The organism is Clostridium luticellarii, assembly GCF_002995845.1.
In the GTDB taxonomy this organism is placed as follows: Bacteria; Bacillota; Clostridia; order Clostridiales; family Clostridiaceae; genus Clostridium_B; species Clostridium_B luticellarii.
In genome coordinates this window covers 34,921-56,203 of sequence record NZ_PVXP01000018.1, presented here as the reverse complement: position 1 = coordinate 56,203, position 21,283 = coordinate 34,921, and the positions used below count along the sequence as shown (strand labels likewise).

The window sequence follows — 21,283 nt, the reverse complement described above, 5'->3', positions numbered from 1 at the left end:
TAAGAAACATTCCTTTCCTTGGTATGGTGTTTTTGACAATTCTATTATACCAAAAGGAATGTTTCTTTGCTTTATATCTTAAAAATTCAGGCTTCCGCCTTTATTTTAATGTGCGAAAGTTGAGTAAGTAATACTATAAATGTTAAAAGTGAAATGAGGAACAGTCCTCCTTCGAAAAGTAACATCAAGATGTCATTATTCATTGTATCACCTCCCTCCAAAAAGGGATGAGTGATATCAGTAGCCCACATGCAACTTATTTAATTGTACCAATAAATTATAACATGTATGGCGAGGTAATTCTATAATTGGTATTATTTTATATATTTGTCATAATTATTTTTATCCAGGATTGTAGTCAAAGCCGCTGGCACTGACGTCAAGCTGGTAACTTCTGGTGGTAAACTGCAATTTCGTGTACTGTGACTTACTCAATAAGCTAACCGCACTGTCAGGTATAACTCCTGTTCCGCCATAAACCATCTCTTTAGTATATTTATATGAATACTGAAGTTTTAATTACTGGAATAATATGTGGTACAGAAATAATTATATTCGGAAATTTTGCTGTACTCGCACATTCAAAAGAAAAAGCTATTCTCAAGTATAAGAATAGTTCTAAAAACAGTAATAAAGAATTTTTTATCAATATTAATAATGATAAAAATTAAAATGTACCCATGTCTAAATACATTTTAATTGCCTAAAAAGCTTTTATTCATGTTTTACATTTTCCACTATAAGCTGCATGAAGGTGTCTGGTGCCACTACTTTTACAGCAGGATTTTTGTTCAGCTGTTTTACAACTTCATCTATGTCACTCATGGTTTTGCTCCAGGCATGCACGTATACGAAGGTGTATGCCTCAGGCCTGCTTGTATCCGTGCAGCCGTTTTTTATGTAGCCGTTTATATTTCTTACCAGATCCGCGTTTTCTTCTATTTTGGACCAGAGCAGATTTCTGCAGGAAACTATGGGTTTGCCGTGGCTCCATACTATTTCACCCTTGTAATCATCCTGTCTGTGGTAATTCAAATAGAATATGCCCTGGATATTTGAGCAGGCGGTATATTTATTCCAGAGATCCTTGTTGTAGAGGGACCAGTTGTCTAAAACGGACACGTATTTTTGATCCGAGTTTTTCATGTAGTTGTTTAATCTTTTCAAAAAAGGCTTCAGGGAATCTGTTTTGAATTCACTGGGATACATGTATCCGTTTCCGGAAGGTGATACAATGAAGCAGTCCTTGAAGGTATTTGAAGAGGCATTTTTATAATAGGCCTTTAAAACAGTTGGTGCCAGTTCATACAGGGATGGACTTATGCTGAAGCTCATGTTGAAGCTGCCCCTTTTATGTGAACCGTACCATTTGGAAGAGCCGAAATTGCTTCCAAGATTCCACTGCTGATTGTCTCCGTCTGACATAATGAAGGTCACATAGTGGGTGTTTTTTGAAGCTGAATTTTTTGTGGAGTCTGATCCATTTTTTTGAATCAGAGGGGAAGAGGGAAAGGCACTTAATACTGTCAGATTGTAGGACCAATCTGCCGGTACCACGCTCACTCCGTTTTTGGAAGCGGTACTTATGTTGCCGCCTTCGTCGGGACCCCATCCCAGGCATGTGGAGTCACTTTTCATGGATCCAAATACCTTGTTCCTCAGGGAGAAATCTTTTGGGTCATCTTCATAAAATATGAGGGATTTGCTCATTATGCCGTAATCTCTGAGAGCGGCATCTCTAGTTGGGGACAGCTCAATTACTGTTGAATGATTCAGTCCTTTATTCCATAGATTGTCATAGGCCCAGTATTTATCGGTATTTCTGCAGTCCCGCTGCATTTTTATACCCGCATTTTTGACCCTGGCTTCCAGAGATTTGTCTATGGCTATGGAATCTTCTAAAGCTGCAAGGGAACAGGCATTGTTTATGGAAGGATCTTTTTGGGAGGATTTATCGTAGAGCACATAGCCTTTTACCAGGCTTTTGAATTTACCAAGCAGGTACCAGGGATTCTTCACCATACTGTAATTCACCCCATAATTTTCTTTCAGATCCTCCAGCCATATTTTATAATCCGGTTGATTTTTATTTAAAGTATATATCTGGCAATCGGATTTATTTGATATTATTCCCTGCAGTGTGGCTATCATGGTGTTTTCCGAGGCACTTAAATCGTTCTGCTTTATTACGTAAAGATATTTGGGTGCTCTGGAATTTTTTATATAGTATTGATGACCTGGAAAAGCATTCACATCTGTACAGATTAAAGTACTTAAAAAAATAAAAATAATTGCTGTTATCAATTTTCTTGATTTCATATAGACATTCCTTTCGTTTTACCCGGGTACAGATCCTGGCGAAAAATAGCCGGGCTGTATTTGTGGTGTAGATTTACCTCCATATTTAGTATGTGATTTTTTATGCAATTTATTTGAATAAAATTTAAGTTGACAAAATTGATATATTATTTTAATATATATTTATAATTGTAAAATTAAATCTTATCAAGAGAAGTGGAGGGACTGGCCCTATGAAGCTCGGCAACCTGGATGCTGTGGTATGTATTCAATGGTGCTAATTCCGTCAGGGAAACCTGAAAGATAAGAATTGAATGGAGCATGACTTTCTTCAATTTCTTTGAAGAAAGTTTTTTATATAAAAAAATTATAGATAATTAGCTGATTAGAAAAACTAAAGGCTAAATTTTTTGATGTGGTGATATTATTGAACATATCCACCATGTTTTAAAGTTTAGCCTTTTTTATATAAATAAATCCTAAATTTATACAGCAAAAAATATTATAGTCAACAAAATAAGGGGGAAACTAAGTTATGAAAAAAGTATTTATCGCATTGTTAGCACTGGTAATGGCGTTGGGTGCTGTTGGCTGCTCCGGTGAAAGCAGTTCAGAAAACAAAACCTCATCCGGACAGAAGTCATCTTCAAAGGAGATTGTAATAAAGTATCCTAATACCCAGTGGTATGATGCAGTGTATATTGCCGACGCAAAAGGATATTTCAAGGAGCAGGGAATAAAAATCAAATATGTAGGGGAAATACCTTCAGCACAGATTGTACCGTCTGTAGCATCAGGAAGCATTGATTTTGGACTAAGACATGTACCCTTGATTGCCATGGCCAATGCCCAGGGATCAAAACTTAAAATAGTTGCAGGTGGTACCCAGACTTTGGAGAAATACCCGCACATGAGGTATATTGTGAGAAAAGACAGTGGAATAAACAGCCTTAAAGATATAGCTGGAAAGAAAGTTGCAATAAATTCTTTTGGAGCATGCTCGGAGTTTGTTACCAGGGAGTTTTTGAGAGAGCAGAATCTGGATCCCAATAATGTGAATTTTGTGGTACTTCCGGATTCTCAGCAGGAGCAGGCTGTGGAAAATAAGCTTATTGATATTGCAATTGTACATGCCCCATATACTCAAAAAGCTTTAAATAATCCCAATCTAAAACAATTAACCACTGATTATGCATTGGAAAAAGGTGTAAGTGGTATGTGCCCCTATTTTACAAATGAAAGTTTTGCAGAGAAAAATCCTGAAGCTGTAAAAGGTTTTGTAACAGCAGTGGCCAAGGCTTCTGATTGGTCGAAGACTCATGAAAGTGAAGGGAAAGAGATTATAGCTAAAAAGCTGGGAATTAAAGCAAGTGATGTAGAAGCATGGAACTATTACCCTCAGCAGGTTGTTCAAAAAGATGCAGTCAAATGGTGGCTGGATTATCTTGAGAAGAATGGAAAGTTAAAAGCAGGACAGGTAAAGCTCGATGATATATATACAAATGAATACAATCCCAACAGCAAATCCTGATGGCTTTGTATTATAGGCTTTGATATAGAGAGGTGAAAAGCTTGAAAAAAATATCGGTGAAAAATATTGAACAAGTTTATAGACATCCCACCAATAAAAAAATAGATATCAAGGTATTGGATGGCATAAATTTGGATATTGAAGAAGGAGAATTTGTATGTATAGTAGGTCCAAGCGGCTGCGGAAAATCAACATTGCTTAACATCATAGGAGGCCTTATAAGCCCAACTAGCGGTAAAGTGATGGTGGATTCTAAAGAAGTGAGCGGACCCGGCAGCGACAGGGGTATGGTATTCCAGGGATATGCACTTTTACCCTGGAGGACTGTACTCAAAAATGTTGAATTGGGGCTTGAAATAAACAAGGTCTCAAAGGATAAGAGAGAAGAAATAGCAAATAAATTTATAGATCTGGTGGGTCTTTCCCAGTATAAGAAATATTATCCCGGTCAATTATCAGGTGGAATGAGACAGAGGGTTGCTATAGCCAGAGGGCTTGCCTATGATCCGGAGGTTCTTTTGATGGATGAACCTTTTTCTGCACTGGATGCACAGACCAGGGAAATTTTACAGCATGAGCTGCTTGGAATATGGGAGAAGACCAAAAAAACCATTATTTTTGTCACACACAGTGTAGATGAAGCAATTTATCTTGCAAATAAGGTTGTTGTCCTGGGGAAGGATCCCGGAAGAATAGTCAGTATAATAGACGTGAACCTTCCTTATCCCAGAAGTACCGATAACAGCCAGTTTCAAAAACTGAGGAAGGAAATATGGGAGGAAATAAGCAAACAGGTAAAAGATAATACCAACAATAATCAAAGGTGTGATAACAATGAAATTGCTTAAACTAATTACTTCAAAGATTTATCTTTTTATTTTCTCGAACCTTCTATTGATAATATTTTTGGCACTGTGGCAGATACTTCCCAATCTGGGGATGTTGAAAAAAACATATACGAGTACACCCTATGGTGTACTTGAATCCATCGCTGCCCTGCAGGAAAGCGGACAATTAAAAGTACATCTGCTCATAAGCCTGAAAAGAATCATGAGCGGTTTGAGCCTTGCCATTGTAGTTGCAGTTCCATTGGGGTTGTTTATTGGAAGGATTAAATTGCTGGAAGCACTTTTACAGTCTTTTTTGGAGCTCTTCAGACAGATATCCGCATTGGCGCTTTTCCCGGTCTTCATATTGTTTTTTGGCATAGGAGAAGTATCAAAGGTGGCTATTATATTTTGGGCCAGTTTATGGCCTATACTGATAAATACCATCAGTGGTGTAAAAAATGTAAACCCTCTGTATATAAAATCCGTATTGACCATGGGTTCCAACAGGTTTACAACTTTTATAAAAGTCATACTGCCCGCATCAATTCCATCCATAATTACAGGAATTAAGCTTGCCAGTGCTTATGCCGTCATGGTGCTGGTGGCGGCTGAAATGATAGGAGCCCAGTCGGGGTTGGGATTTCTGGTGAACAATTCTCAGGAAACCTTCAATACACCCCAGATGTATGCAGCAATAGTACTGCTTTCCATACTGGGAATTATTTTGAATTTTATTTGGTCCAGGCTTGAAAACAAATTGGTTTTTTGGAGAAAATTTGATTCATGATTATTTGAAAGAAGATTGGAAGTTAATTATTTTAAATGACTTCCAATCTTTTTTATTTATATAAAAGGAATTTTAATATTTTTATCGAATATAAGTAAATATAACATATATAAACATAAATGAACAAACAATATGTTCTATTTAAACATGGAGGATAAAGAATGTTGCCTGAAGAAAGACGCATTAAGATAGTAGATATTTTAAAAAAGAATGGCAGAGCGGAAGTTCAAATACTGGCAGATAAAATGAAGGTATCAAAAATGACTATACGGAGGGATCTGGAATTTCTGGAGAAAAAAAGGCTCCTTATGAGAACTCATGGAGGAGCGGTATTTAAGGACATTATAAGTTATGAAGTACCGTATATGGATAAGGAAGTGGCAAATAAAAGTGAAAAGGAGAGAATAGGCAGAAAAGCAGCAGAGTTTGTAAAAGAAGGGCAGTCCTTGATATTGGATGCAGGGACTACATGTCTTGAAGTAGCTAGATGCATGAAAAATATGAAAGATATCACTGTGATTACCAATGATATAAAAATAGTGGGAGAGCTGTTCAAATATACCAATATCAGATTGTTTTGCACAGGTGGTCTGGTACAGGGAAATGTAGGAGCCTTGATTGGAAAGCATGCGGAATATTTTTTACAGTCCTTTAATGTGGATTATGCTTTTGTAGGAGTTACTTCAGTCAATGAGGAATATGCCGTTTCCACACCTACTGCTGAAAAAGCTTATTTAAAGAGACTGATGATAGATAGTGCAAATAAATCCGTGTTTCTGGCGGATCACAGTAAATTCAACAAAACTTCTTTTTCAAAGGTGTGCAGCATGGATGAAGTGGATGTTCTCATAAGCGACATAATGCTGGATGACAAAATAAAAAAGGGGCTGCAAAATTTATCAATAAAATCGTATTTCGTTTAATTTAGGAGGTCTGTATATGCCGAAGATTTTAGTAATAGCCGATGATTATACAGGTGCAAATGATACAGGAATTCTGCTTAAGGAAAAAGGAGGATTTGAGGCTGTCTCTTTTTTAAGTGTCAATGAGATAGAGAAGTTTGATTCTGACAGGGATGTATTTTGTATAAGTACTGATACCAGAGATAAAAAAAGTCAGTATTCTTATAATTTGATAAGAGATATAACCTGTAGATTTAAGAATAATGTAAAATTAATCAGCAAAAGAATAGACAGCACTCTTAGGGGGAATGTGGGCAGTGAGATAGACGCTGTGCTGGATGAGCTTGGCCCAGAATATAGGGCAGTAGTTGTGGCTTCCTATCCTTCTTCGGGAAGAATATGTCTGGGAGGATGTGTTCTGGTAAATGGAGTACCTCTGGAAAAGACCAATGTTTCCAGTGATATCAAGACTCCGGTAAAATCATCCAGTGTAATAGGCATTATAAAATCACAGAGCAGAAAATCCGTTGGATATGTACCGCTGGAAGACGTGCTGAGAGGTGCTGAATTTCTAAAGAAAAAGATAGAGGAGAAATCCGAGAGAATAATAGTCATAGATGCAGTGAACAATGAGGATATTATGATTATAGCAGATGCCTGCACCTCATTGAAAGAAAAGATAGTATCTGTGGATCCAGGACCTTTTACTGCCTTTGTTTCCATAAACAGGTTGAAATCGATTAAACCTGCCTCTTATAGATCTTTGATGGTCATAGGAAGCATAACTGAATTGACAAGAAAACAGCTCAAGTATTTTGAAAGGCACCAGAAAATTCTCATCTATAATGTGAATGTGAATAATTTAATAGATAATTTTGAGGATGAACTGGGAAAAACCCTGGATTATATAAAAAAAGATTATAGAAAATATAAGTATTTGTGTATCACTACTTCTTTGGTGAAATTTCAGATGAAACATGGAATAAATTTTGATTTGTCAGATATCATATCTGATAGGCTGAATAAAATAGCCAGAAAGATTTTAGATATGAAAGAATTTAATATCAAATTAATCTATTTAAGTGGAGGTGATACTGCCCAGGGATTTTTAAAAAATGTAAATTCCACTGCAATGGAATTATTAGAAGAAATAATTCCTCTTGCAGTTTATGGGAAGATAATAGGAGGTGAATTTAACGGACTGAATGTAGTGACTAAGGGGGGATTGATTGGAGACGAAACATCCATGGTTTTTATAATGTCCACTGTAGAAAAAAATATTGAAAGAGGTAAGAGATATGAATAAAAAGATTATAGCAATACCAATAGGAGATATAGCAGGAGTGGGACCTGAAATAGCAGTGAAATCCCTTGACAAGAAAGTGATTTATGAAAATACAAAACCTTTGCTGGTAGGTGAGCTTAACGCTGTAAAAAGGGCACTGAAAGTAACGGGTATAACACTTGGAATCAATGTAATAAATAGTGTCCGGGATGCAAAATTTGAATTTGGAACTATTGATTTAATAAATTTGGATAATGTGGATTCAGATAAAATAGAGTTTGGAAAGGTACAGGCAGAAGCAGGCAGGGCTGCTTTTGAATTCATAAAAAAATCGGTAGAGCTGGCACAGGCTCATGAAGTAGATGCCATAGCAACTACTCCAATCAACAAGGAAGCGTTAAAAGCAGCCGGTATAAATTATATAGGCCACACAGAGATATTAGCGGGGCTTACAAATACAGATGATCCTATGACCATGTTTCAAGTACGCAGTCTGAGAGTGTTTTTTTTGACAAGACATGTATCCCTGGCCCAGGCCGTAAAATCTATAAAAAAAGAAATGATATATAAGTATGTTTTTAAATGCAGTGAGGGGCTTGATAGACTGGGAGTTAAAAATCCCAGAATTGTAATAGCAGGTTTAAACCCTCATGGAGGAGAACATGGATTATTTGGATGGGAGGAAGTGGATGAAATAGTACCTGCTGTAGAGGCTGCGAAGAAACAAGGTATAAATATATCAGGACCTGTAGGAGCTGATTCTGTATTTTATATGGCATTGAAGGGAGCTTATGATGCTGTGATATCCCTGTATCATGATCAGGGTCATATAGCAACCAAAATGGTAGATTTTGAAAAAACAATCTCTGTAACTGTAGGACTGCCTTTTATAAGAACATCCGTAGATCATGGTACGGCCTTTGATATTGCAGGAAAGAATCTTGTAAGTTCCGTCAGCATGGAGGAGGCGATCAAATTAGCTTATAAATATGCAGAAGTATATAAATAGAGAGTTTTTGATATAGGTTTACAGAAGATGGATATAAGACAGAATTTATAAAAAGGAGTTGTTTAAAGTGGAATCATCATCAAAGAGATGGGTTAGAATCATACCCGTTGCATTTATAATGTACATGACAGCTTATATGGATAGAATCAATGTATCCATGATACTGCCCTATATAGATAAGTCGTTTAATCTTTCAAGTGCAGATATCGGCATAGCGGCAGGAATATTTTTTGTGGGTTATATGATATTGCAGATACCGGCTGCAATACTTGCGGACAAATGGAGTGCTAAAAAGGTTGTGTTCATACTTATTGTGCTCTGGAGCATAGCAGCTATGTGTACCAGCCTGGTCCAAAACAAGACACAGCTTTTTGTATTGAGATTGTTGCTGGGAGTTTTTGAAGGTGGTGTATGGCCATCGGTACTGGTTCTTTTGGCCAAATGGTTTCCGTCAGGAGAAAGAGCCAGGGCAAATGCTTTCTGGATGATAAATATGCCTTTGTCAGCTGTAATAATGGCACCTATTACAGGATGGCTTTTATCTGTAACTAATTGGCGTATGGTATTTCTGATTGAAGGATTGCTGCCTCTTTTATGGGGATTTGTATGGTGGTTTTCAATCGAGGACAGTCCTGCTGTTTCCAAATGGGTGTCAACAGAAGAGAAAAAATATATTGAAGATACAATTGCAAAGGAAAATGAAAATAAACCTAAAGGAACCGGATATGGTTCTGCTTTTAAAAATCCAATTGTAATTTTGCTGTTAATTGCCTATTTTTTCTGGATGTCGGGTTTTTACGGATATACCATGTGGGTTCCAAGTGTAGTAAAGGATTTCAAAGGACTGAGCTCTTCTCTGGTAGGACTTATAAGTGCTGTACCATTTATTTTTGCAATGATAGCAATGGCATTTAATTCATCACTTTCAGATAAAAGAAGGCAGAGAGAAATTCACGTTGCGATACCACTTTTAATTGGTGCTTTTGGACTTATCGGAGGGCAGTATTTAGCACATACAGCAGTTACAAAGATGATATTTTTAGTTATATCGGCAATAGGAGTGTATGCTCCCTATGGCCCATTTTGGGCAATACCTACAGATATATTGAGGCCGGAATTGGCGGCAGCGGCCATGGGGCTTATAAATGCTCTCGGAAATCTAGGAGGATTTTTGGGACCATATATCGTGGGATGGATCCAGGGAAAATTTGGAGGATACCTGGGCTTCATTGTTTTAGGAATATTCCTGATAATTACGGCGGCTGTATCCATAGTAATTAAATCCAGCAGAAACAAGGTACCCTCGGCTGAATAATGGAGGTAATAAAATTGAAAATACTTCTCGCACCAGATTCATTTAAAGGAAGTCTCTCATCAAAAGATGTATGCACTGCACTTAAAGAAGGAATACTTAGAGCAGCACCTGATGCTGAAATAATTGAAGTTCCCGTTGCAGACGGGGGAGAAGGAACAGTAGATGCAATTGTTACATCTACTGAAAGTCAAAAATATACTGAATATGTTACAGGACCCCTGGGAGATAAGGTAAAAGCCCATTATGGAATTTTAAAAGGTGGTACGGCAATCATTGAAATGGCTTCAGCATCGGGACTGTACCTTATTCCCGAAGATAGACGGAATCCCCTTATAACTACCTCCTTTGGAACCGGTGAGCTTATAGAAAGCGCTTTGGACAGAGGATGCAGAAAATTTATAATTGGAATTGGCGGAAGTGCTACAAATGATGGTGGAGCAGGCATGCTTCAGGCTCTGGGGGTAAAATTTATGGATAACCAGAACAGGGAACTTGATTATGGCGGAGGAAATCTTGACAAACTTGCAGGAATTGATTTAGATAAATTGGATAAAAGAATTTATGATAGTCAATTTATTGTGGCCTCAGATGTAAATAACCCCCTGTGTGGTGAAAATGGAGCTTCTGCCGTATATGGGCCGCAAAAAAATGCCACTCCTGAAATGGTCAAATTGCTGGACAGAAATCTGCAGCATTATGCCCTGGTTGTAAAGCATATATTCAATAAAGATCTTTCTGAAGTCCCGGGAGCAGGGGCAGCCGGAGGTTTGGGCTTTGCGCTTATTGCGTTCTTGAATGCAGAATTAAAAAATGGAATAGATATCGTCATGGATATTACAAGCATGGAGAATAAAATTGAAAACAGTGATCTGGTTATAACAGGAGAGGGAAATACGGATTTTCAAACTTCTTTCGGGAAAGCGCCTTCTGGTGTTGCCAAACTTGCTAAAAAATACAATAAACCTGTCATAATACTGTCCGGCGGACTTGGAAAGAACTATAAGGATTTGTATCATATTGGCGTGACTTCATTGTTCAGCATTGCAGACAGGCCTATGACTTTGGAAAATGCCATGGAGAATACATTCGGTTTAATTGAAGACAGAATGGAAGATATAATGAGAATCATATTGGCATTTGGCCGTTGAGGTCTATGTCCCTTTTGAAATCTTACTGTAAAATAGATAAAACATCTATTGACAATGAATTTTTTATATTCTATCATATAAGATAAGTTGTTTTGAACTAATTGAATACAGTAAATACCAGGAAGAGGATTAGTAGGCATGAAATTCCTTTAAGAGAAGAAACATCAGGTGAAAGTTTCCAGGAAAATATGTTGAACCTGCCTTGGAGTTCTGTACTGAAATAAGAGTAGGATACAGCGGTGACTGCCGTTAAAATTATAAATTAAGTGAGTATGTTTGATATTTGAATATATTAAATAGGGTGGCACCGCCGAATATAACCTTGGTCCCTTTTGCAGGGACTGAGGTTTTTTTATATTTAAATTTATCATATATTGTTGTTTTTTAAAATATAATTGTATTTTTGGAGGTAGTTGAATTTGGATAAAAAATTGGTGGAGCAGATAACGTCGAGAAGTGAGGATTTTGCTCAATGGTATACGGATATTGTTAGGAAAGCAGAACTGGCGGATTATTCCAGTGTAAGAGGATGCATGATAATACGACCTTATGGTTATGCAATATGGGAGCGCATCCAGAAATATATAGATGCAAAAATAAAAGGAACAGGACATGAAAATGTATATATGCCTATATTTATCCCGGAACATTTATTGGAAAAGGAGAAAGAGCATGTGGAAGGATTTGCCCCGGAGGTAGCCTGGGTAACTGAGGGAGGAAATGAAAAACTTACAGAGAAATTGTGTGTAAGACCGACTTCAGAGACTCTGTTCTGTGAGCATTTTGCCAAGATCATTCATTCCTACAAGGATCTTCCCAAATTGTATAACCAGTGGTGTTCTGTGATAAGGTGGGAAAAAACTACAAGACCGTTTTTGAGAACTGCAGAATTTTTATGGCAGGAAGGGCATACAATACATGCCACCAGAGAAGAGGCCGAGAAAGAAACCAGATATATACTGGATTTATATTCCGAATTGTGTAAAGATGTTTTAGCCATGCCGGTAATTCAAGGTAAGAAAACCGAGAGTGAAAAATTTGCAGGGGCCGTAGATACCTATACTATTGAAAGCCTGATGCATGATGGCAAGGCTCTCCAGGCAGGAACATCCCATTATCTGGGCGAAAATTTTGCCAGGGCGTTTGGAATACAGTATTCTGACAAGGAAGGTAAACAGCAGTATGTACATTACACCACCTGGGCTGTAACCACAAGACTTATTGGTGCTATAATAATGATACATGGAGATGACGATGGGATGGTAATGCCGCCTAGAATAGCTCCAATACAGGTTATCATAGTACCTATAGCCCAGCATAAAAGTGGAGTGCTGGAAAAGGCAAATGAATTGAAAGACATACTGTCAAAGTCTGTGAGAGTGAAAATTGATGACAGTGACAAAACCCCTGGCTGGAAATTCAGCGAATATGAGATGAAAGGAGTTCCTGTCAGACTTGAGGTAGGCCCCAGGGATATTGAAAAGAATCAAGTGGTACTGGTAAGAAGAGATACAGGTGAAAAGACAGTGGTGCCTATGGATAATCTGGAAAACCAGGTAAACAGCCTTCTAGATAAAATTCATGATTCCATGTACAAAAAAGCAAAGGATTTTAGAGACAACAACACCCATGATGCTTTCAACATGGAACAATTCAAGGATATTGAGGAAAATAAATCAGGTTTTGTGAGAGCCATGTGGTGTGGAGATGCTAAATGTGAAGAAAAAATAAGAGAAATCACAGGTGCAACTTCAAGATGTATGCCTCTCAAGCAGGAACACATTTCGGATACCTGCGTTTGCTGCGGCAAAAAAGCTGATAAACTGGTTTACTGGGGCAGGGCATATTAAATTAATTATGGTGCTGTCGTTGGGCTGTAAAAGTTCAAAGTTCAAATATAAATTAATGAGGATTTTCAGTGGCAGCCGAAAATTTATCAAAATTGAACTTTGATATTTGAACTCTAAACTGTGAATAGGATAGGAGGATGATTTTTATGGATATAAATAAAAAAGTAGAAGAGTTTGAGAAAGACATTGTTAAATCCACACAGGAAGTTGTAAGCATTAAAAGCGTTGGAGAAGAAGGAAAACCCGGCAAACCTTATGGAGAGGGAGTTTCAAAGGCTCTGAATAAAGCTCTTGAAATTTCAGAAAAATTGGGATTTAAAACAGTGAATATGGATGGGTATGTAGGTTATGCAGAATATGGTGGGGGAGAAGAATATGTGGGAGTACTTGGACATCTTGATGTAGTGCCGGAAGGTGACAACTGGAAATATCCGCCTTATGGAGCTGAAATTCATGATGGAAAGATATACGGGAGGGGTACAACGGATGACAAGGGACCCATTATATCCGCACTTTACGGATTGAAGGCAATAAAAGATCTAAAACTTCCCCTTTCCAAAAAGGTCAGGATTATATTTGGAACAAATGAAGAAAATGGTTCAAAGGAAATGAAGTATTACAGGGAAAGAGAAAAGCCGCCTGTAGCTGGATTTACTCCGGATGCAGATTATCCCATTATATATGGAGAAAAGGGAATTACTATTTTTGATGTTGTTAAAGATCTTAAAGTAAAGCTCAGGGGAGATATAACTGTGAAATATATAAAGGGAGGCCAGAGGGCAAATGTAGTGCCTGATTATTGTGAGGCCGGCCTGTCAGCTGAGGATGCAAAAGCTTTGGTGAAAAATATAGATGAATTTTCCCGCAAAAATGGATATGATATAAATACAGAAGTAAAAAACAATTTAGTTACAGTAAAAGTGACCGGCATGGCAGCTCATGGAAGTACACCGGAGCTGGGTAAAAATGCTGTAATGCAGATGTTTGCACTTTTGGGCTCCCTGTCTCTTGAAAAGTCAGATATAATGGATTTTATAAATTTCTTCAATACCTACGTTGGGTTTGAAACAGATGGGAAATCCTTTGGTGTAGCTCTTGAAGATAAGGAATCCGGCAGACTTTCCTTCAATGTGGGGACTGTATCCATGAATGAGGATAAAATTGCAGTAGCACTTAATTTAAGATATCCTGTAACTTTTAAATATGAGGATATGATTGTTCCATTTAATAAAAGATTGGAAGGTACAGGTATAAGAATTGAGAATATGGAAAACAGTGATCCTCTGTTTTTCCCTTCAGACCATCCTCTGATTAAATCGCTGCAAAAAGTGTATAGCGAGCAGACGGGAAAAGAAGCAGAGCTGCTTGCCATAGGAGGCGGTACCTATGCAAAAGAAATTCCCAATATTGTGGCCTTTGGTCCCATATTCCCGGGAGAGCCTTCCACAATACACAATGCTAATGAGTATGTAGAAATAAAGAATTTAGTTTTAAATGCAAAAATATATGCTCATGCCATATATGAGCTGGCAAAATAGCACAAGCGGTAAAATATAATATAGATATTATATCGGGGAATACTGTCAAATTCATTTGTCTATAATGATTTGGCAGTATTTTTGTCTTCAATGTGCTGACTGGTTTAATGGTTAAAAATAACTTCGAAAATATTTTGTAAATACTATTGGGAATGGGACATTTACTGTTATAATATAGGTAGAATTATAAGCTGAAGTAAATTGGAGGCTACAATTATGTTTAATAATAAAAAATTCAATAGAAATAAATTGAGATATTTTATTTATTATGGTCTATTGGCAGCTATGATAATATTTATAGCAAATGAATATATGAGTGGATTAAAATCACAGCATATAAAATACAGTGATTTTATAAATGACATCAATCAGAATAAAATTTCTGAAGTACAGATAAGCAGGGATAAACTGATTATAATTCCTAAATCCCAGGATGAAACAGACAGGGGCAAGGTGCTTTATACGGAGAGAATAGAGGATCCTAACCTGATTGAGAAGTTGAACAATGCTAAAATTCAATATGGAGGGGTACCTCAGGAAAACACTGTTTTAAAGGGATTTTTTGTAAATTGGGTTTTGCCCTTTATAATAATCGCATTTTTGCTTCAACTGTTTTTAGGCAAACTTAATAAAAAGATGGGCAGTGGAGTGATGTCTTTTGGGAAAAATACAGCCAAGATATATGCGGAAAATGAAACTGGTGTAAATTTTAAAGATGTGGCAGGACAGGAGGAAGCCAAGGAATCTCTGGTGGAAATCGTAGATTTTTTACATAATTCTCAGAGATATGTTGATATAGGAGCCAGGCTGCCCAAGGGAGCTCTCCTTGTAGGGCCTCCGGGAACTGGTAAAACTCTTCTTGCAAAGGCAGTGGCCGGTGAAGCCAAAGTGCCTTTTTTCTCCATATCTGGCTCAGCTTTTGTGGAGATGTTTGTAGGAATGGGTGCTGCAAGGGTCAGGGATTTGTTTCAGCAGGCACAGGAAAAGGCACCCTGTATAGTGTTTATAGATGAAATAGATGCCATCGGGAAAAGCAGGGATGGAAATATAGCCGGTAATGATGAAAGAGAACAGACCTTGAATCAGCTCCTGGCGGAAATGGATGGATTTGATTCCTCCAGGGGAGTTGTCATATTGGCAGCTACAAACAGGCCTGAAGTCCTGGATAAGGCTCTTCTGAGGCCGGGAAGATTTGATAGAAGAGTCATAGTGGATAGACCTGATTTGAAGGGAAGAGAAGATATACTGAAAGTGCATATAAAAGGCGTAAAAGTTTCACCGGATGTGGATTTGAATGATATAGCCAAAGCTACTCCAGGGGCTGTAGGTGCAGATTTGGCCAATATAATAAATGAAGCGGCGCTGAGAGCTGTTAAGAATCACAGGGTAGAGGTAAGACAGGAGGATCTGGAAGAGGCGGTGGAAGTAATTGTAGCTGGCAAGGAAAAAAAGGACAGAATACTTTCACCGGGAGAAAAACAGCAGGTTGCCTTCCATGAAGTTGGGCACGCACTGGTGGCAGCTCTTTTAAAACATACAGATCCTGTTCATAAAATAACCATAGTTCCCAGAACTATGGGAGCACTGGGATATACCATGCAGCTTCCTGAAGAAGAAAAATATTTGAATACAAAAGAAGAAATGATGGATCAGATATGTGTTATGCTGGGGGGAAGATCAGCAGAGGAAGTAAGGTTCAACAGTATTTCCACGGGAGCATCCAATGATATAGAAAGAGCTACGCGGGTGGCCAGGAGTATGGTGACCATGTATGGTATGACGGAAAGATTTGATATGATGGGACTTGAGTCCATCCAGAACAAGTATTTGGATGGAAGACCAATTCAAAACTACAGTGCAGAAACGGCTTCCATCATAGATGAGGAAACTTTGAAAATTATAAGAAAATCGCATGAAAAATCCAAAACGATCCTTAAAGACAATATGGAACTGCTTGTGATCATATCGAAAAAGCTCATAGAGAAGGAAACTTTGATGGGAGACGAATTTATGGGCATTATAAGAGAATACAAGGAGAAGAAAGATGGAGGTGCTTCTGACAGTGAAGCTTTGCTTCCTGATTCTCATAATATATAGGTTGGTGAATGGAGATATAGATAATGTATGAAGATGATTTGGAAAGTGAGTTAAACAGGGAAATTCAGCTGAATTCCGAAAGAGAAAAATTAAATGAAGTACTAAAGCAGATAGATGCAAAGATGATGGAATCTATAGGGTTCAGAAAAAAAGTTGTGGATTATATTTTATATTTGAGGAAAAAAAATCTGGAACAGTATGAAGATGATGAAGACAGAACTGTAGAGTATTTTAACCATGAGGTGTATACAAAGGAAGAGCAATTCAGATTGATAAACAAGAGCATAAGAGAGCTTACTGTATTGAAAGGGACGCCTTATTTTGGAAAAGTAAGTTTTGAAGACGAGTATGGTGTAGAAGAAATATATATAGGCAGATTTGGAATGAGCAGCAGGGAAGACTATGAGCCTGTTATAGTGGACTGGAGATCTCCGGTATGCAGTTTATTTTACTCAGGCAGCCTGGGATCCACTTCATATAGATCCCCTGGTGGAACAGTAAAAGCAGATGTACTGGGCAAGAGGCAGTTTATTATAAAAAAGTCGAAACTGCTGGGAATGTTTGATTCCAATATGGATGTAAAAGATGAAATATTACAGATGGTGTTGAGTAAAAATTCGGGACAAAAACTGAAAGATATAGTGATGACCATACAGAAGGAACAGGACGCTCTGATAAGGCAGCCCAGAGAAGGGGCTGTTGTGGTAAATGGAATAGCTGGCAGCGGTAAGACCACTGTGGCTTTGCACAGGGTGGCCTATCTGTTGTATAATTACAGAAAACTGCTTCAGGGAAAGGTGCTCATACTGGGTCCCAACAGTATATTTATGGACTATATTTCACTGGTACTGCCAAGCTTGGGGGAAGAGGGAGTTACCCAGCTCACATTTGGTGAATTCGCAGAGAGCATTTTACACCTGCCGGATATTATGGATCTGAAGGAATACATGGAAAATATTTTAAGGGCAGATAAACAGTTTATGGATGAAATAATTTATAAAAATTCTCTGGAATTTATAGCTGATATGGATAAATTGGTAAGCAGACTGGAGAAAAATTGTTTTGCAGCGGAAAATGTACTTTTTTATGACAAGATAATAGTTACCAAAGAAGAGATGGAAAACATGCTGGGATATTATTTTAAGGATATGCCCCTGTTTAAAAGAAGCAGAAGATTGAAAGGGGTTATATATTCCAGAATAAAAGATGAAAGAAATGTCAGAGTGCAGTCCATACAAAAAAAATATAGACGTAAAATCGAGAATATGACAAAAGAGGAACTGAATGCTCAAGGAACAAATTTGGAATACAAAAAGAGAATTGAGATAGAAGAAGTTATAAAAGAAGTTATAAGAATAAAGAAACGCAAGTTAAAATGGCTGGAGGAGCCTGATATAGTATCTCTGTATAAAAATTTCAATGGAGACAAAAAACTGATTTATGATGATTTAGCTGCCATCTTGTATTTGAAAATGAAATTGGATGGCTCCAGGTATAGAGAAAAAATGAAACATATAGTCATAGATGAAGCCCAGGATTATTCCCCACTGCAGTTTAAAGTTATAAAGGAGCTCACCGGATGCAGATCATTTACCGTGGTGGGAGATGTAAACCAGAGAATTGTGCCTTCAAAGGAAGTGCCGGCCATGATGAACTTGAATGATATTTTTTCAGGCCTGGAAATAAAGAATTTCCTGCTGAACAAAAGCTATAGATCTACAAATGAGATAACCAGTTATGCAAACAGATATTTGAAAAACAGCAGAAACATATCTCCCATAAGAAGAGGAACAGAGGTTGTAGAAAAAAAGATGGATAATCTGGAAGAGCTTGTGGATAGGATATTGGAGGATATTGAAAAATTAAAGGAAAAAGGATATGAAAGTACTGCGGTGATCTGCAGGGATCTGGCGGACACAGAAGCTCTGGGAAGTTTGCTCAAGAAAAAGACATATATAAAACTTATAAGTGGAGAGAATATGATCTATTCCAGTGGAGAAGTCATACTTCCAAGCTATTTTTCCAAAGGGCTGGAATTTGACGCAGTTATAATGGTGGATTCTTCATATCAATCTGATGAAAATACGTTAAAGTATATAGTGGCCAGTAGGGCCCTGCATGAGCTGCATGTGTACAGCATTTCTTCTATTACTCGAGAAAAGGAGTTGAGGCAGTATGAATAAATTGATCTCATTGATTCAAAGAGCTGAATACAGTCACAGCCTTTCAAAAAGTGAAATTGTTTCACTTTTTAAAGACAATGACTGCACTGAAGAGCTTTTTAAAGCAGCAGATAGAGTGAGGAAAAAATATGTGGGGGATGATGTCCATTTGAGAGGACTTATAGAATTCTCCAATATATGCAAGAGAAATTGTATGTACTGTGGATTGAGACGTGATAATAAAAATATCAAGAGGTACAGGATACAGCCGGATGAAATAATCAGGCTGGCTGAAAAAGCAGTCGGGTATGGTTATAAGACAATAGTTATGCAGTCCGGGGAAGATGATTACTATACAGTGGATAAATTGAGATATATAATATCCAATATAAAGAAGATGGATGTAGCTTTGACATTGAGCATAGGAGAAAAGACATTTGAGGAGTATAAGGCCTATAAAGAGGCTGGAGCTGACAGGTATTTAATAAGGATAGAGACCACGGATCCGGTGCTCTATAAAAAAATGGATCCGGGCATGAGCCATGAAAACAGGAAACGCTGTCTTAGGGATCTAAAGACTTTGGGATATGAAGTTGGAACAGGATGTTTGATTGGACTTCCAGAGCAGAGTTTTGAATCACTGGCAGATGATATATTGTTTTTTAAAGATATAGATGCGGACATGATAGGGGTGGGGCCTTTTATTCCAAATGAAGACACGCCTTTAAAAGATGAAACAGGAGGAGATTTTTTGACCAGCCTCAAGGTGGTGGCTGTTACCAGACTGTTAATGCCCAATATCAATATTCCTGCTACTACGGCTATGGAAACATTGAACCCCAGGGGAAGAACCATAACTCTTCAAAGTGGGGCCAATGTAGTAATGCCGAATGTAACAGAAGGTGTGTACAGAAAACTCTACGCACTTTATCCGGGAAAGATCTGTACTGGTGACACTCCTGCCAACTGTAAAAATTGTATAACTGGCAAGATAGTTACCATAGGAAGAGCTGTATCTGCTTCCAAGGGATTTAGGGTGAAGGCATGATGAAAAATTGGTTAGGGCTTTTGTCTTTCACACTCTTTCAATTCAGCTAAAAATTTTCTGCAGGTGATACTTAGAGCCTCTGAATCTATATTTTTAAAATAGTATTTTTCCAGGTTGTTCTGAAGATTTTTATTTGTTCCTATTATGGATAGACTTTTGTTAAGAAAAAAATAGAAATTTGTTTTGTCCTTCTCTACATCTGACTTATTTATTTTACTGTAGTCGATTAGATTGTTCATATATATCTGCATACCGTTGAATTGTGATTTGTTGATCTCATTGGAAGTTATAAGGGCGGTATTTAATTCGGGAATTATAATGTGTTCAAGTTTATCTTCTATAAGTGGATGATGGTATACTTCCACATACAGACCTTTTTTCAAAGCTTCTCTATAAATGCTTTTGAGGACCATGTTTTTTCCTGTGCCGGGATCACCATTTAGCACATATACTTTTTTCAGGCTGCTGCACAAGGTATCTATAAAAGATACTATGCCATTTTGAGTAAGGGCTGTGGCAAATAGATGCCTGCTTTTGCCTGGAGTTTTATGGGGGTGCGCGGTGAATATTTTTGATTTTAAATCCTGGATGACTGCAGTTAATTTTGAGTAATCAACGGCAAGTTTGTTGCAGTATCCCCAGTCTTCCTGCATGAGTCTTGCAGCTTCTATAAATCTGTAGAACCTGTCCAGAGCGCTTCTGATCTCTGTTTCTGTATCATTTTGCATTTCTGTATATTTCTTAAGATTATCTTTGCTGAGATTTTCCTCTAGATCCAGTACCTCATAGCCGGTATAAGAATCTGTATCATTTAATAGACTGCTGTTTAATAATGCTATGTTTAATTTTTTTATTATTATTCCATCCAATAAGTTTTTATCATAAGCACAGTGATAATATTCTACCTCATATCCATTTTTCCTGAATTGTTCACCTATATTTTCTATAAGAGATGATTTTAAAAATAAAGATTTGCTTTTTAAAAGAAATTTTTTATTTAATGTTTCCTGATTTGTTATAAAGTCTAAAAACAAGTTGAGATCCTTTGAGGTATTTCCACTTGTAAAGAAATGTTTTATTTTATCATTCATTTATATACACTCCTAAATATTACAATCATTAATATGATATGCTAATATTTCTCATGGGTTCCACTTAAAGGTATAATGGTACGACACTGAATATATAATAATTGTTTTATTGAAAATGGTTGAAATCAGTCAGCATTTATGATAAACTGAGAACAATTTAATAATTTAGCTACCTAGGGTGGAGGCGCTGTGATTAATAGTATTTGTTTTTAGTTGGCAGACGTTTTAGAAATAAAGAAAGGAATTACAGCCGAAAAATTAGTTTGGCGGAACTGATTTTGGCTTTGTATAAAATATGTGCAAAGCTGTCACTAAAATACGTGTTTGCTGTATTTTCATTTATTTCACGGCTATCACGTTGTTTCAACAGGAAAAGTATTTTTACATGAATG

General features: G+C 37.3%; 15 protein-coding genes, 2 riboswitches and 1 other annotated feature. Of the genes, 13 read left to right on the top strand and 2 right to left on the bottom strand.

All coding sequences use genetic code 11. The features are described 5' to 3' along the window. Positions 1-714: 714 nt before the first annotated feature. Positions 715-2,319, bottom strand: a complete 1,605-nt coding sequence (locus CLLU_RS08285) for a GxGYxYP domain-containing protein (protein ID WP_106009271.1) — start codon at positions 2,317-2,319, stop codon at positions 715-717. Positions 2,320-2,499: 180 nt separating this feature from the next. Further along, positions 2,500-2,608: riboswitch (SAM riboswitch) on the top strand. A 225-nt stretch (positions 2,609-2,833) separates the two neighbouring features. On the opposite strand from CLLU_RS08285, the gene CLLU_RS08280 reads away from it, so the two are divergent. The 13 genes from CLLU_RS08280 (at position 2,834) to hydE (ending at position 19,800) form a co-directional block, all read left to right on the top strand. After that, positions 2,834-3,829 carry an ABC transporter substrate-binding protein gene (locus CLLU_RS08280; RefSeq protein ID WP_106009270.1) on the top strand — a complete coding sequence of 332 codons (996 nt, stop codon included), beginning with the start codon at positions 2,834-2,836 and terminating at the stop codon, positions 3,827-3,829. Positions 3,830-3,861: 32 nt separating this feature from the next. Then, complete coding sequence (locus CLLU_RS08275) at positions 3,862-4,677, top strand: ABC transporter ATP-binding protein (RefSeq protein ID WP_338078775.1); 816 nt, start codon at positions 3,862-3,864, stop codon at positions 4,675-4,677. Then, positions 4,664-5,446: an ABC transporter permease gene (locus CLLU_RS08270; protein WP_106009268.1), complete on the top strand. Its 783-nt coding sequence runs from the start codon at positions 4,664-4,666 to the stop codon at positions 5,444-5,446. Before CLLU_RS08275 ends, CLLU_RS08270 begins: the two co-directional genes overlap by 14 nt. Positions 5,447-5,607: 161 nt before the next feature. Next, positions 5,608-6,369, top strand: a complete 762-nt coding sequence (locus CLLU_RS08265; protein ID WP_106009267.1) for a DeoR/GlpR family DNA-binding transcription regulator — start codon at positions 5,608-5,610, stop codon at positions 6,367-6,369. Between the two features lie 16 nt (positions 6,370-6,385). After that, positions 6,386-7,654, top strand: a complete 1,269-nt coding sequence (locus tag CLLU_RS08260) for a four-carbon acid sugar kinase family protein (RefSeq protein WP_106009266.1) — start codon at positions 6,386-6,388, stop codon at positions 7,652-7,654. Next, entirely contained in the window at positions 7,647-8,642 is a 996-nt protein-coding gene (gene pdxA, locus CLLU_RS08255) for a 4-hydroxythreonine-4-phosphate dehydrogenase PdxA (RefSeq protein ID WP_106009265.1), read from the top strand. Before CLLU_RS08260 ends, pdxA begins: the two co-directional genes overlap by 8 nt. Positions 8,643-8,709: 67 nt before the next feature. Then, positions 8,710-9,957: an MFS transporter gene (locus CLLU_RS08250; protein ID WP_242977523.1), complete on the top strand. Its 1,248-nt coding sequence runs from the start codon at positions 8,710-8,712 to the stop codon at positions 9,955-9,957. A 14-nt stretch (positions 9,958-9,971) separates the two neighbouring features. After that, positions 9,972-11,105, top strand: a complete 1,134-nt coding sequence (locus tag CLLU_RS08245) for a glycerate kinase family protein (RefSeq protein WP_106009264.1) — start codon at positions 9,972-9,974, stop codon at positions 11,103-11,105. A 110-nt stretch (positions 11,106-11,215) separates the two neighbouring features. Further along, positions 11,216-11,439, top strand: a binding site (T-box leader). A 79-nt stretch (positions 11,440-11,518) separates the two neighbouring features. Next, entirely contained in the window at positions 11,519-12,955 is a 1,437-nt protein-coding gene (proS, locus tag CLLU_RS08240) for a proline--tRNA ligase (protein ID WP_106009263.1), read from the top strand. 146 nt (positions 12,956-13,101) lie between these two features. Then, on the top strand, positions 13,102-14,493 hold the full coding sequence (gene pepV, locus CLLU_RS08235) for a dipeptidase PepV (RefSeq protein ID WP_106009262.1): 1,392 nt from the start codon (positions 13,102-13,104) through the stop codon (positions 14,491-14,493). Positions 14,494-14,709: 216 nt separating this feature from the next. Next, positions 14,710-16,590: an ATP-dependent zinc metalloprotease FtsH gene (gene ftsH / locus CLLU_RS08230; RefSeq protein ID WP_106009261.1), complete on the top strand. Its 1,881-nt coding sequence runs from the start codon at positions 14,710-14,712 to the stop codon at positions 16,588-16,590. Between the two features lie 23 nt (positions 16,591-16,613). Then, positions 16,614-18,773 carry a HelD family protein gene (locus CLLU_RS08225; RefSeq protein WP_106009260.1) on the top strand — a complete coding sequence of 720 codons (2,160 nt, stop codon included), beginning with the start codon at positions 16,614-16,616 and terminating at the stop codon, positions 18,771-18,773. Further along, on the top strand, positions 18,766-19,800 hold the full coding sequence (hydE, locus tag CLLU_RS08220; RefSeq protein ID WP_106009259.1) for a [FeFe] hydrogenase H-cluster radical SAM maturase HydE: 1,035 nt from the start codon (positions 18,766-18,768) through the stop codon (positions 19,798-19,800). Before CLLU_RS08225 ends, hydE begins: the two co-directional genes overlap by 8 nt. A gap of 11 nt (positions 19,801-19,811) precedes the next feature. Here the strand turns inward: hydE and CLLU_RS08215 are convergent, their stop codons facing one another. Beyond that, positions 19,812-20,891, bottom strand: coding sequence for an ATPase (locus CLLU_RS08215; RefSeq protein WP_106009258.1), 1,080 nt, complete (start codon positions 20,889-20,891; stop codon positions 19,812-19,814). Between the two features lie 171 nt (positions 20,892-21,062). Beyond that, positions 21,063-21,237: riboswitch (Lysine riboswitch) on the top strand. The last annotated feature ends 46 nt before the right edge of the window (positions 21,238-21,283 follow it).

Excerpts from the sequence above, each read along its gene's own strand:
- CLLU_RS08225 (WP_106009260.1), top strand. The coding sequence starts at position 16,614 with ATGTATGAAGATGATTTGGAAAGTGAGTTAAACAGGGAAATTCAGCTG.
- pdxA (WP_106009265.1), top strand. The coding sequence starts at position 7,647 with ATGAATAAAAAGATTATAGCAATACCAATAGGAGATATAGCAGGAGTG.
- pepV (WP_106009262.1), top strand. The coding sequence starts at position 13,102 with ATGGATATAAATAAAAAAGTAGAAGAGTTTGAGAAAGACATTGTTAAA.
- hydE (WP_106009259.1), top strand. The coding sequence starts at position 18,766 with ATGAATAAATTGATCTCATTGATTCAAAGAGCTGAATACAGTCACAGC.
- CLLU_RS08270 (WP_106009268.1), top strand. The coding sequence starts at position 4,664 with ATGAAATTGCTTAAACTAATTACTTCAAAGATTTATCTTTTTATTTTC.
- CLLU_RS08260 (WP_106009266.1), top strand. The coding sequence starts at position 6,386 with ATGCCGAAGATTTTAGTAATAGCCGATGATTATACAGGTGCAAATGAT.
- ftsH (WP_106009261.1), top strand. The coding sequence starts at position 14,710 with ATGTTTAATAATAAAAAATTCAATAGAAATAAATTGAGATATTTTATT.
- CLLU_RS08280 (WP_106009270.1), top strand. The coding sequence starts at position 2,834 with ATGAAAAAAGTATTTATCGCATTGTTAGCACTGGTAATGGCGTTGGGT.
- CLLU_RS08215 (WP_106009258.1), bottom strand. The coding sequence starts at position 20,891 with ATGAATGATAAAATAAAACATTTCTTTACAAGTGGAAATACCTCAAAG.
- CLLU_RS08285 (WP_106009271.1), bottom strand. The coding sequence starts at position 2,319 with ATGAAATCAAGAAAATTGATAACAGCAATTATTTTTATTTTTTTAAGT.
- CLLU_RS08265 (WP_106009267.1), top strand. The coding sequence starts at position 5,608 with ATGTTGCCTGAAGAAAGACGCATTAAGATAGTAGATATTTTAAAAAAG.